This window comes from Deltaproteobacteria bacterium (assembly GCA_016208165.1).
Lineage (GTDB): Bacteria > Desulfobacterota > Desulfarculia > JACQYL01 > JACQYL01 > JACQYL01.
In genome coordinates, this window is record JACQYL010000027.1 from 16,345 (window position 1) to 30,229 (window position 13,885).

The window sequence follows — 13,885 nt, forward strand, 5'->3', positions numbered from 1 at the left end:
CATGACGGGTGCCCTTCCGACCTGCTTTCTGTAAGAGGCATAACGGACTGCAGGCGCACGCAATGCGCCTTTGAAGGATCCCTATGACAGCGAAGGTCTGGAGATATTGTTCAAAGTTCTATAGGGGTTCTCTCGGGGCCTTACTCTCGAGTATCGGCCTTTCAGTGATCCAGTCCATAATGGTGCTCCCCATCGCCTTCCTTGTTCGCCAGATATTTGATCGCATTATACCCTCAGGTGATATCGATAAGTTAGTGATTACAGGTGTGGGGGTTATGCTGCTGACGCTCGGGAGCGCTGCCGTCGACCTGATGACTCGATACACGTTTCTTCGCGTCACCAAAACGGCCATCCAACGGTTCCGCGACGAACTTCTGAAGCGGTTTTACACGTTTTCTCAACAGTACCACAGCAATGTCGATCGTAAGAAGCTGCACGCGTGTATCGTTCAGGATACCGAACGGCTGGACGCGATGGGCAATGCGGTCTTCGCAGAATTGCTGCCCGCGCTTACGGTCGCTCTCGTGCTGAGCGGAGTGTTGATCTATCTGAATTGGGTCCTGTTTTTGATGTTGGTCGGCGTCGGGCCATTTTTGCTTTACGCCAGCAAGGTTATGAGCAAGAAGCTCAAAAAGAGGGTTCGCGCTTTCCGTGAATCTTTTGAAACCTTCAGCAAAGGGATCCTGTTTGTGCTCCAGATGATGGTGCTCACTCGAATTCAGACAGCCGAAGAGTTTGAGCTGGATCGCCAGAAGCAGCATTTGGAGGAGTTAAGGCTCACGAGCAGCGCCATGGTTTGGCTGCGATCCGCCTATACCATAGTCCATCAATCCATGGTGGCCTCAACCGGGATTCTCGTGCTGATCGTGGGTGGATGCGCCGTGGCTTACGGGGCTATGACCCTCGGTGAATTGCTTTCCTTTTACGTGGCGGTGAGCTTGTTCAAGGGATATCTCAGAAGCATCCTGGCCGCCGTGCCCGCCATCATCGCGGGCAACGAATCACTGGTAACGCTCTACGAGCTTCTGCATCTGGACGATTATACGCCCTACCACGGCGCCAAGAAGATCGCGTTCAAGGGAAATGTCGTTCTGGATTCGGTCCATTTCAGGTACAAGAAGGCGCCCACCCTCCAGGATGTCAACCTATCCATTAATCCGGGAGAGATCGTGGCTCTGGCGGGCCCCAACGGGGCGGGCAAAAGCACTATTGTGAATCTGATTCTCGGGTTCTACCGTCCTGAAAAGGGGGCCGTTCTGGCGGATGGATATCCGTTGGACGAACTGGACATCGAACATTTGCGGCGCCATTTAGGCGTCGTAACGCAAAATCCATTGTTCTTTCCGGGGACGATATATGAAAATCTGACTTACGGGTGTCAGGACGTGGACGAGGGAGCACTCATCCAAGCGTCGAAACTGGCCACCTCGGACGGGTTTATTCAGAAACTTCCCGAGGGATACGATACGATGGTCGGGGAAAACGGATTGCTCATGTCCGGCGGTCAAAGCCAACGTATCGCCATCGCGCGCGCTCTATTGCGCCGGCCCAAGCTCCTCATCCTGGACGAACCCACCAATCATCTGGATGAATCCTCCATGCGTCAACTCCTGCACAATCTCAAAATGCTGGAAGGTCACCCTTCCATTCTGCTCATAAGCCAAAATGAAACCGTGATACGCGAAGCTCAAAAGGTCTATGCTTTAAAAGACCAGCATGTGGTCCTTGTGAACCAGGACGGACCCGCCAAAGAGTGCTTTTCCCTCTATCAGAGTTCTTCGGAACTTTAGCATTTGCTCGACCGAGCAGACGAGGACCTAGGTATTTGATGTCTTGATCTGTTCAGGAAGGCGTGAGGTTTACGTGGAACCGGTAAACGACATGGGAAATCTGTGGCCGACAGCAACGCAGGTGTTGCTGCTTCAAGCGTCACTTATGAAAGGGGAGAATGCCGTTGAGTCATGGGAGAAATGGAAGGCGAGCACGGATCTCAGGGATGTTGATGCAGGATCCCAGCGCCTGTTTCCTTTAGTATACTCCAACTTGGTTTCGCAGGGCCTCCGCGATCCGGTGTTGAGCGAATTCAAAGAAACTTGGTTGGGAACATGGTACGAAAACAGAATGATGCTCCAGCAATTAGCCGATCTTCTCCGCCTTTTTCACGGGGCGGGGATCAGGACGCTGGTACTCAAGGGAGCGGCCCTGACGGTCCTCTATTACGAGGATTACGGCGTTCGTCCCATGTGCGACGTCGATGTGCTGATTCCGACGGATAAGGCGGCTGTTGCCCTAAAACTCCTGAAACGGTCGGGCTGGACAGCGGAATCGAATCCGTCGGCGCCGGAACGACTGATACCGGTTCGACACTCGCTCGGTTTCAAGGGACCCACAGGTTTGAATGTGGACGTGCATTGGCACCTGTTGCTCGAGTGTAATCAAGCCGACGCGGATCTGTATTTTTGGCAAGATCCGAATGCAATACAAATTGACGGAGTGACCTCTTTTGCGCTAAATGCTACCTGTCAGCTTTTACATATTTGCGCGCATGGAGCTGCGTGGAGCAAGGTGCCGCCGCTTCGTTGGATAGCGGACGCCGTTACCGTGATGCGCAAGTCGCCAGTCGAAATCAAATGGAAGAGTTTAGTTCACTTGGCTCAGACACGATCCCTGGTTCTGCCGTTAAGAAAGACGTTGAAGTATTTGCGAGCCAATTTTGACGCACCCGTTCCTGTTTTTGTGATCGATCAACTGGAGGCTCTGCCCGTTTCGAGGCTGGAACGCATTGGGGCTAAGGTCAAGACACGTCCGCCGGACGACATCCATCCACTGCTCAGCTTTTGCTACAACTACCATCTGTTCTTGAGGTCGTCGAACCCCTCCGGATTTCATGACACATTCGTTGGGTTTACAAACTACCTCAAACATTTCTGGGCGCTGGATCGCCTCAGTCAGGTCCCTTTGCATGCGATTGGCAAAGGATTGAAACGAGCCTGGTCGAAAATGGTCTATCAAAGGGCTCAACGCAGGAGCCTCGACAGGCATGCATAGCTGTTTATTGCCGATATGACGCGTAGATGGAAGGTTTTCAGGCCGCGATTTTCCGGATTTCCCAAGAGATGGTTTTCTCAAGGTTGTGCGCCGTCACACCGCCCTGAAGTCGCGAATCTTTCGGATGGCTTCTTCCGCGGTGAAAGGGTGGTGTTGCTTCCGCCCGAGGATAGCGAGGATCTTGAGCAACCTGTCCCATTCGCACGCGTATCGTGTGATCCGTGTAACAAGAAAGGGGGCTTGTCCGATGGCTCGGAAGCGAGTTGACACCGTTCGGACGGGTAGTGAAACGGGAAGGATCTATATGGATGTGCGACTGATTGGAAGTATGGGAACCGAGTAACCGCCATGACCAAACCCCGGCTCTTTTTCGTCACATTGGAGGATTTTCAGAGAACTACGGGACAGTGTAGTCGATTGTTGTCCCTGCTGCCTCACCTATCCCGACATTTTCAAGTGACGTTGGTGGGCCGGAAGGGAGCCTCAATTAATGCCTTGAAAGAGGTTATCCACCGCCATATCGCTTTGCCCACTCCTGCGGGGATGAGACCTGCGCGGTATTTTTCCCATCCGTTCGGACCGATTCGGCTGGGATTGCTCGCATCGGCTCTGGCGCAATTGCCTTCGCAGGATTCTGTAATCTACGCCGATTCCATACTGTTGGCTCACATGGCTTCCTATTCGCCTCATCGCAGACTGGTTTGCGAGATCAACGGCATCATTTCGGAGGAATTTCGGATGAAGATGCCGATCCGCGGGGGCGCACTGCATCCGCTCATGTGTTATTGGGAGCGCAAAGGCATCCAGAGAGCGGACCATCTGGTGGTTGTGAGCCCCGGGATAGCCACCTATTTGTCTTCGCTGACCCCCGGAGTCGAAGAAAAGATTACTATTTTGGGGAACGGCGTAGACCCGCTTTTGTTCTCCCCAGCCGGCGACGGCAACGGAATGCGTATGGACTTAGGATGGGACGAGAATCCTGTTGGAGTCTTTGTTTCCACGTTTCAGGTTTGGCATGGTGCTGAGAATCTGCTAAAGGCGACTTCCTACGTGTTGAAGAAAAAACCTGATTTTCGGCTGTTGTTGGTGGGGGATGGTCCCGAAAGGAGACGTTCGGAACGACTCGCTCAGAGTCTGGGAATCCGGGAAGCCGTACACTTTACCGGAACCGTGGTCCCCGAATCGGTTCCCAAGTGGATCGCCGTGGCGGATGTGGGCCTGTATTTCCCTGTCTTTGTGAGGAATCGAGCCGGGTTCCTGTTCGATCCCATGAAATTTTATGAATACATGGCCATGGGGAAGCCCGTGGTGTCGATTCGTGTGCCCAAACTGGGGGATGCGGTTATCTCGGCACGCGCGGGAATTTTAACCGACCCGACGCCGGAAGCGTTCGCGAAGGGCTTGTTGAATGTATTGGACGATCCGGAGGCTTTGAAGGAAATGGGCCTTCGCGGCGCCGAGTTGGTGAGGAGGGATTTCTCGTGGTCTTCGATTGCCGATCGGATCGCGGAGGTGTGCTGATCTTGGCCGGAGGAAGCCGCATTGGGTTGGCGCAGGGTATGGGGCTCTCTCATGAGCGCGTTGGGGACTTCCCGGGCTGATGTAAAAAGAAGACGGATCAAGGTACAACGGACAGCGGGAATAAAACACGGAATAGAAGCGTTGACAGGATTGTCCTTTTTGAGGTATACTAGTATTATGTTTTTTGCTGCTAATAAAATAAATGAAAACTGGTGGTGGCCCTTCTGGTGAGGGCTGCTGCGCATAAATAAACAATATCGCCGCGGACGCCCTCACAGGGGTCCGCGGCTTCTTTTTTGAACCGCGGGCAAAAGCAACATTCCCCGCGGTTTTCGTTTTTAGACCTTCTGCCCGGGAGGAACATCACATGACCAATGTTATTCAGAGGCTGATTGAGGGCCGAAACTTGACGGAAGAAGAAACGTTCGAAGCGGTGACCGAGATGTTGGACGGAACAATGGGACAGGCTGCGGCTGGGGCGTTTCTTTACGCCCTTCGAACCAAGGGGGAAACGGACGACGAGTTGATTGGAGCGTTGAAGGCGTTCAGGCGGATCCTTCCGGAGGCGAAACCGGTTCCCCGTCTGCTCTCCATGGACCGACAGGAAATCCAACTGGAATCGGAGACGCGCTCTCGTGTGATGGAACATGAATCACGAACCCGCACGTTTAACGTGTCCACAGCTACGGCTTTCGTGGTGGCCGGATCCGGAATGCGGGTGTTGAAAAGCGGTATGGCCCCAGCCTCGGACTACTGCGGCAGTGAAAACGTACTGAAGGCCTTACGGATTAGCCTGAATGTGTCCATGAGTCAGGTGATCCGTTTCGTGGAAGACGTGGGGTTGGGTTTCCTGTACGCGGCTAACGGAAAGATGCGGCCCCTATACCGCCTGCTGGATCAATTGGGTTTCCGGACCGTATTCAACATCGTGGGACCTCTGGCCAATCCCGGAGGTGCGGAGACCTTATTTCTGGGAGTCTACGAGGCCGAACGTACTGAAAAGACCGCTTCTCTGTTACTGAAGCTGGGCGTTCAACGCGCGGGCATCGTTTACAGTGAGGATTCCCTGGACGAGATGAGCATATGCGGGGAAACACGGATTACGGAGCTGGAGAACGGACGGTTGCACACGTACACGGTAGTGCCGGAAGATTTCGGTCTCAAGAGGGCTCTCCCCACGAATGTTCAAGGCGGAGACGCCGGTGAAAACGCGCGTATCATTCGTTCGATCCTGGATGGGGTTCCCGGGGCGCCGGCGGATTTAGTGCTCCTGTCCTCGGGGTTCGCCTTGTACTTGGGAGGACGAGTCGGCGCCATCGAAGAAGGCATTGAATTGGCCCGAGAGGCGATTCGGACCGGTAGTGCGGCTAACGTCTTGGAAGCATTAATGAAAAAAACTGGGGAAGAAGGCTTCGTTCGAAAAGCGATTTAGGCTGAAACCGGTGAATCAAAGCTCGCGCCTGCGCAATGTATCACACAGTTGGCTCAGAACGTTAGCAAGAATGTAAACCGAGCAGCGCTTTTCGAAGTCATTCCACCAGGCGCATTGCTCTTCCTTGCATCCTTCGAATTCCTCCGGTCTGGAAATAACGGGGCACACTTTAATCATTGGTACGGTCCTTCTTGCGGTTCAACGTTGTAACGGCATCCTTTGCACTAAAGGCGGCATCGAGACCGGTCATCTCGCCCTCCCCTCCCCTCTCTTCGACTTCATTTCACAAGGAAGGGCGGGCGTTCGCACGATACTTGTCGTTGCGGTGATCTCCTACTTCCCGTCGTTCTTTCGAGGCCTGAACATGAGCCCAAGCGGATACCCGGCGTCCAACCCATGAAGACGTCCGCCGATTGTATTGGAACGATCCTCCACTTGGATCGTACACTCGCCACAAATAATAGGGAATGTACCCGAATTCTTGTTCAAACACAACCTGTTTGACCAAGCATCGCGGTTGTTCAGCCCCGGTCAACCTGAAACGATGCCCATTGGTCGACTTTAGGTCGATGCGTTTCCGGAATCCGAGATCCTGCCCGATTCCGGTCTGTAACGACGACTGCGAGGCCTGCACTTGAACCGATCTGAAAGCCTTCCGCTTTTAGCAAGCTTTCTGCTCCGGCTCAAGAACGATTTCGTTTCCTTCCGGCCCTGCTTGCGCAGTCGGCCTATTCGCTTCCATTCACCGTACTTTCCAAACCGGCCGCCCATGAATAACCATACCCTCTTCTTGCGAGCATATCGGCTTCGCTGTTGTGGGATCGCCTGCTCGGATACCCTTATTCAGCCTACTAATTAATACCTTCCGGCGCGAGTCAATTCAATTGGATCCTGTCGAAAAAAGTCGCTTCCAAGTGCAGGGAATCAAGGGCCTTCGATTCCGTCTCCGGAAATGCGCATTCACGAGTCAACGGAAGGCTCCGTTTAACTCCTTTCTGACCCCATTTTTTCTTCATGGTGTCTCCTTATTGCTTTCATAAGCTGATAAACCGGAACGGTTCATTGTTTTTTGACAAAAACAGATGCAGGGGAAAAACAGGATCGAGAAGTCCGCACCCGACGGAGCAGCTTCCGGAACTCAATTCCAACGGCGGCGGGCATGATATCGGTCCGGTAACCGGATCGTCGTCCGGCGGCTACCCTGGGTTAAGGGGAGCTTGAGTCGAAAAAGCAACCCGGAGGCTTGTCGTGAGGCCGAGGCGTCATAAAGTCGCAGGTCAAGAGTCCATCGGATACCGTCGATGAGCCTGTGCCGTGCGCAGATTCCTGTGTTTGAGGACAACCCCTATGAAAAAGCTCCTGAAATGTGGTATAAAAAAAGAAATCTTATCAAGAAAGGGGAACAGCCATGAGGAAGACGATTGTGTCATCGGTGTGTTTGTTTCTTCTGCTCTCCGTGCTGTACTGGCAACCCTCTACCTGCACTGCCTTCGAGATTGGCGCCAGGGGAAACTTCTGGATAGCGGATATAACCGGCAACCTTCAAGGCAACAACGGCGCCTCAGGCACGGTTCTCGACTTCTCGGACGATTTGGATATGGGGTTCCACGGAGTTCCGTTCGGAGAGGCTTTTGCCGGCCTGGGCCGCCATCGTTTCACACTGGGCGTCACCTACTATGACCAGGAGGGGTCCAAAGACGCCGGGAAGGATGTGGTCTTTGGCAAAACAACGTTTCCCGCCGGCACGGAATTGAGCACCAACTTCCAGTGGGCCATGTTGGAAATGGAATACGCTTTCACTTTGCTCGACCTGGAAAACGTTCTGGCGGGCTTTTCCGTGGACGCGTTCCTGGCCGGGCGTTACCAAACGGGCCAGATCAGCATAGAAGGCGGCGGGCAAAGGGCTACTCGCGCCATCTCCTGGTTCCGGCCGATGGGCGGCGTCGGCTTGCATCTGGGATTTCTCGCGGATATTCTTGAGTTTCGAATGAAAGCCGGCGGCATCTTGTTGTCTGAAGAGCATATGATCGATGCGCTCGGTGAGCTTTCACTGACGCCGTTTCCATTCATGGACATTGCTGTGGGTTACCGCTACCTCAGTATTAAAGTGGATTCGAACGGTCTGGAACAAGACTACGATCTCATGGGGCCCTATGCGGGCTTGACTTTGAGTTTCTGAGTCCCATTTGGCGTTTCAGGAAAGGTGTTTGATCATGAAGGTTAAGAAGTGGGTCTCTCTAGCTGTCCTGGTCTTTCTGACCACGATACTGTTCACCGGCGCGTCGGAAGCGGCTTTTGACGGGATATGGAAGAACGTTCGACCGGACACGCCGAACCCTACCATGAACTACTACATCCAGACCTATACGGAAGGGTCGGCCGTTGTCATTGTCACTCCCGACTTGAGCACCTTCTATGTATTCCTGGACGAAAACTATTCGGACGGAATCGATGTAGACAGCATGGAAGGAGCGGGCCACCATTTGGCGATCGTTTTTTTCGACCAGGGCGAGGGGCGCGCTACGCTCTCGATTTCGGGTGAGACTCCCGAATCGTCGTCCTCGATATTCAAATGGTACGGCAGTCCGGTGTCGGGGGGCCTGAACGGCATCTGGAAGGACGCGGAATTGAGTGAAGGCGGAGTTGTCAACATGTTCTTCCAGAACTACGACACAGGGTCCGCCATAGCGATCATTACATTCGATTTGGTGCGCTTCTACACGTTTATCGACGACACGTTCGTGAATGATTTCGCCGCACCGGACCTGTCCGGCTCAGGGGCATCGTTGACCATCACCTTCACGACCCCCACAGAGGCGGCTACGGTCTTGACGCTGCCCGCATCGGAAACGGGTAAGGCTCAGAGTGAGACGCTGTTCAAGTGGTTTGCCGCGCCGGGAGCCACCTTACTCCCGCCCGACGGCAATGTCGTCGGAGATCTGACCATACCGCAAGATTCCTTTGCGGACGAAGATACGAACGATCCTTTCCAACAGGGCGACAACGATTCCATTCCTTCGGCGCAGAGCATCTCGATTCCATCCACCGTGGGGGGGTGGGCGTCGGGTTTCGACGAGTTCCAGTTCGACGAAGACTACTACGGGCTCGGGCTCACGGGACAAGCCATTACGATTACGTTAGTCGTGTCGGCTCCGGAGAGCCTCAACCTGGACCTGTATCTTGTGGATGAGTCAGGAGAAAATATTACTCCGCCATCAACAGGCACTGGGAAGCTGGAACAAATCGTCACCGGCAATCAGACGGGAAATGCGTATATCAGGGTAACGCCCGCGGCAGGGGCCGGACTGTCGTCGAATTATACGCTGGTGGTGGGGCAATCCTCGAGCGCGAGCAAATCGGCCCCCATTCCGGCGGATGCCGAGTTCGTGCCCGGCGAGGCGGTAGTCCGTTTCAAGGAAGGCTATCTGCTCCAGGCGGCGATCGCGGGTCAGGCCGGTTTTCGGGTCAAGGCCGGCGCATTCGGCGCCGGTCCGCTCCTTGTCACGATAACCACCGTCAATACCGGCGAAAAGAAGCAATTGAGTTCTTTGGACAAGAATCGGGCCCGGGAGGAAACCATTGCAGCTATTTATCTGTTGCGCGCCCGAAAGGATCTGCTTTGGGCCGAGCCGAACTATATTCGCCGTCCGGCCTTCACTCCCGACGATTCTCTGTACGCACGCCAGTGGCACTATCCGCTGGTGAATCTTCAGGGTGCATGGAACACCACGAGAGGCAGCAATCAGGTCATTGTCGCCATCCTGGACACCGGCGTTCTCTCGGGCCATCCGGATTTCGATCCCCAGCGATTCGTCCAAGATCACGGTTATGACTTCATCAGCGACTCGGTTTCCGCCGGCGACGGGGATGGGTTGGATTCCGATCCTGAAGATCCGGGCGACAAAGACGGAAGCGGGGTCTCTTCTTTTCATGGCACGCACGTCGCCGGCACGGTAGGAGCCTGGACCGACAATGGCGTCGGCGTTTCCGGCGTGGATCATCGCTGCCTGCTGATGATCCTCCGTGTGCTGGGCAAAGAAGGGGGCACGGACTATGACATATACCAGGCCATGCGATACGCGGCTTCGCTGTCCAACGATTCAGGAAGCGTACCGGAGCAGCGCGCGGACGTCATCAACATGAGCCTGGGGGGACCGGGAATTTCTTTTCTGCTTCAAAGAGGCGTGAATGAGGTGCGCCAGGCCGGTGTGGTCGTTGTCGCGGCGGCCGGAAACCAGAATCAGGACGCCGACAACTTTGTTCCGGGCAGCCTGAACGGTGTCGTGTCCGTGTCCGCTGTTGACCTCAACAAAGAGAAAGCGTGGTACAGCAATTTTGGTGACTCGGTGGACGTTGCGGCGCCGGGGGGCGACACGTCCGTGGACATAGACGGTGACGGATATCCCGATGGCGTGCTTTCCACGCTGGGAGACGACTCGATATCCGGGTCCATCCGATACACGTACGCCTGGTATCAGGGGACTTCCATGGCCACTCCCCACGTGGCGGGGGTTCTTGCGCTGATGCAGGCCGCCTACATGGCCGCCCACGACGGGCAACGGTTTACACCAAGCGATTTCGATAATTGGCTTGCCGGAGGGCTCCTGTCGCTGGACCTGGGCGTCCCGGGGCACGATATGGTCTACGGGTATGGGCTCCTGGACGCTGCTAAGGCCGTGGAACACGCTTCAGGAGGCGGTGTCGCTTCTCCGCCGATCCCTGCAGCCAACCCATCCAGCCTCAACTTCAGCAATGACAAGACGGCTTTGCTGCTCACTGTGATCAATGTCGGCGGCAGCGACCCGTCCGGTCAGTTTAACTTCTCTGTGACGACCGACCCCACTACCTGGTTATCCGTCAGCAAATCGGAAGGAACGGCGGGTTCTTCAACACCCTCCGATGCGGAAGTCACGGTGACGGTGGATCGAGCACAGGTGTCGGATGGGACCTATACGGGAAAGGTGATCATCTCCGCCGACGCGCCGGCGGAGGGTGACGTTGAAGTGCCGGTGATCATGATAAAGCAGCAGGCCGCTTCGGCTCAAGGAGACGTCGGGCCGGTCTATGTGCTGGTGATCGACCCGAACTCCTTTACGACCTCCCATCAGCAGGTGGTCTTCAAGAAAGATGACTATTCGTACGCGTTCACCAGTATCCCGGCAGGCGCCTATTTGCTGGCGGCCGGCACCGATCGCAACGGAGACGGCTTCATCGATGACGAAGGAGAAGCCTTCGGATTTTTTCCGCTGTCTTCCTTGCCGGAGCTGGTGGTGATTGGAAACCATGAATCCACGCTCGCGAATTTCCCGGTCAACGAGCTGGTTGACTTGTCGGACGCTGCAGCGTCTGTATCCGAACACCCGGCGATCGATACGCCGGCCGGCTATAAGCGAGTCGGAGCTTCGCCGACAGGAACCGTCCAAGCGAATTAGAACCGGGAGCGAAGGAATGGGGAACAACGATTATCGGATCGATTCCCATGTGCATCTGGATCGAATATTAGAGGGAGACCCGGCACGCGTTGACTGGATGATCGAGAGAAACCTTGCACCCATCTCTTGGGCCTTCTCGGAGGGGCGCGACTCGTTTCAGGCGGTGCGATCCTATCTCGAGGAACAAAAGGAGTTGGTGCGGAGGCTGAACTTGCGGGGACTACGATGCTACCACGTTGTCGGCATTCACCCCCGATGTATCCCGCCTGAAGCGGGATGGGACCTTCCTCCGGAGGTATTTCTGACCGACCTGTTTCTGCGCTTCCGGGAAGATCCGTATTGTCTCGGTGTTGGAGAAATCGGGCTGGAGACCGGGTCGGACCTCGAAATCGCCGTGTTCAAAGCCCACCTGAAGGCCCTGAACTCTTACAGGGAAGGATGTGTTTGCGTTCACACGCCGCGAGAGGATAAGGTCCGAGTCATGCTTAAGGCGCTCGACATACTGGAACAGGCGGATCTGGATCCGAACCGGATAGTCGTCGACCACCTCACTCCCGAAACCGTGGGTTCCGCGTTGGAGAGGGGATTCTGGGCCGGGGTGACCATGTCTCCCATCAAGTGCGGCCCGGAGGATGTTCTTGCCATACTGGATCGTTTTCCCAAGGCCAGGGAAAGAGTCATGCTGAACACGGATTCCAACCACGATTTTTACGAAGATTTGTTTCGTTTTGTCCATAGCCGGTCAACACGCCAAGACTGGGCCTATCGGATCGGATTTGAAAATACGGCTCGCTTTTTCGGTATACTGGATCGATTTTGATATGACCGATTCGCTCAGAATCGCATTCGTGCATTTCGCACCCGAACATGGAAACAAGGAGAAGAATCTCGAGACCCTGCTGGCCCTGAACGCCGGGGCGGCGGAGAAGGGCGCCCGGATTCTCTTGAATACGGAGTTGGCCTGCAGCGGGTACACGTTCCGGAACCGCCAGGAGGTGGGATCGGTGACGGAGGAGATTCCAGGTTCGACAACGGACGCTTTCGCCGCGTTGGCCAGAAACTATGGCGCCTATGTGGCTTTCGGGATGCCTGAAACAACGGCTCTCACCAGGATGTATTACAATTCGGGCGTTATGCTGGATCCTGCAGGGAATTTGGCGCTGCGTTACCGAAAAATTAACACTGAGATCCGATGGGCCTGTCCGGGCTCTCCCTATCAGAAGAACGTGGTTCGAACGCCGTGGGGACGGATCGGCCTCCTGGTGTGCTCGGACGCCTACCACAGTCTGATTCCGCGAGTTACGGCCCTGCGTGGGGCTGATCTAGTTCTGGTCCCCGCCAATTGGCCGACGTCGGGCCTTGATCCGAGGCGCATCTGGAGGGCTCGGGCCCGAGAAAACGGCTTCTACCTGGCGGTCTGCAATCGGGGCGGTTACGAGCCTCATCTCGATGCTCGAAACTCGCACTCGGGTCTCTACACGCCGGAGGGCGAGGTCCTCATGGAGAACAGTGTGCCGGAATCCGGTGTGTTTCTCTGCGATCTTCCGCTGAAGCACGGACGCATCCGGCCCGGTGGCGTTAGAAAACTGAAACGAAAACGGAGGCCGGAACTGTACCATGACGTGTACCTGGACCTGAGATCCGTTCGCGACCTGACGTCTTTTTATGAACTGCCTGAACCCGGTCCGGTAACGTTTGCCGCGGTTCCTGTGCCGGGTTCGCTTGACCGATCCGAACTGTTGGAAATGGTTCACCGGAAACTGGGGGAGGTGTCCGGCAAAGTCGAAGTGGCCGTGCTGCCGGGGGCCCTCCTGCGATCGAGCCGTCTTTCGGAGACCTCGGAAATGTTCGACCGTTTCGAAGAAATGGCCGGCGAGTTCAACATGATGATCTGTTGGGGCCACGAGGAGACCCTGTCCGACGGCGTGCTACGATACGTGAACAAGGTTCGGCCCGGAGCCAAGACGGAGAGCCGCCGCGATTCACATTTTATAAAGGATGTTCGAAGGTCTCCGGGCTCGCTCTTGCCCGATCTGACGGATAACGGCGCCGCCAGAATAGGGGTCGGTTCCGTGGATGAATTCTTGCAACCGGAAGTATCCATATGCCTGTCTAAACTAGGAGCCGATTTCTTGCTCGGATGTGGAAACGGCTTCGACGCCGGTGATTTTGACATCTTGGCGACGCGTGCGTTCGATTACACCCATTTCGCGGCGGCCGGTTGGAATTGGGCTTTCGTGGCGTTGCCTCCGGTGGAACACACGACCTGGAGGACGGTGCTGGAAAAGGAGCGGCCCATCGTCGAGACTTTGGACACGAGCCAGGTGCGCGTGAAACGCTTTCAGGACCGCCTGGATGTGGGGCGGTTGCTCGAACCTTAACAGGCTGGTGAAGAACGCGATCTGCTGTCACGCCGACGGCGTGACGCTTCATCCCTCGTCACTGCGACGTA

8 protein-coding genes are annotated in these 13,885 nt (G+C 55.4%); all 8 read left to right on the top strand.

Features of this window, described 5'->3' with window-relative positions; translation table 11 throughout:
- The first annotated feature begins 83 nt into the window (after window positions 1-83).
- The 8 genes from HY788_05770 to HY788_05805 all read left to right on the top strand — a co-directional run bounded on the left by HY788_05770 (window position 84) and on the right by HY788_05805 (window position 13,814).
- Complete coding sequence (locus tag HY788_05770) at window positions 84-1,790, top strand: ABC transporter ATP-binding protein (protein MBI4773677.1); 1,707 nt, start codon at window positions 84-86, stop codon at window positions 1,788-1,790.
- 73 nt (window positions 1,791-1,863) lie between these two features.
- Window positions 1,864-3,048, top strand: a complete 1,185-nt coding sequence (locus tag HY788_05775) for a nucleotidyltransferase family protein (GenBank protein MBI4773678.1) — start codon at window positions 1,864-1,866, stop codon at window positions 3,046-3,048.
- Window positions 3,049-3,396: 348 nt separating this feature from the next.
- A complete protein-coding gene (locus HY788_05780; protein ID MBI4773679.1) occupies window positions 3,397-4,569 on the top strand; it encodes a glycosyltransferase family 4 protein in 1,173 nt (390 codons plus the stop codon).
- Between the two features lie 367 nt (window positions 4,570-4,936).
- Window positions 4,937-6,001, top strand: coding sequence for an anthranilate phosphoribosyltransferase (gene trpD / locus HY788_05785; GenBank protein MBI4773680.1), 1,065 nt, complete (start codon window positions 4,937-4,939; stop codon window positions 5,999-6,001).
- A 1,408-nt stretch (window positions 6,002-7,409) separates the two neighbouring features.
- The gene (locus HY788_05790) at window positions 7,410-8,180 is read left to right on the top strand and encodes a hypothetical protein (protein MBI4773681.1); all 771 of its coding nucleotides are present in this window, start codon (window positions 7,410-7,412) and stop codon (window positions 8,178-8,180) included.
- 34 nt (window positions 8,181-8,214) lie between these two features.
- Window positions 8,215-11,433: a S8 family serine peptidase gene (locus HY788_05795; protein MBI4773682.1), complete on the top strand. Its 3,219-nt coding sequence runs from the start codon at window positions 8,215-8,217 to the stop codon at window positions 11,431-11,433.
- 16 nt (window positions 11,434-11,449) lie between these two features.
- The gene (locus HY788_05800) at window positions 11,450-12,253 is read left to right on the top strand and encodes a TatD family hydrolase (protein MBI4773683.1); all 804 of its coding nucleotides are present in this window, start codon (window positions 11,450-11,452) and stop codon (window positions 12,251-12,253) included.
- A gap of 1 nt (window position 12,254) precedes the next feature.
- Entirely contained in the window at window positions 12,255-13,814 is a 1,560-nt protein-coding gene (locus HY788_05805) for a carbon-nitrogen hydrolase family protein (GenBank protein ID MBI4773684.1), read from the top strand.
- Window positions 13,815-13,885: the final 71 nt, after the last annotated feature.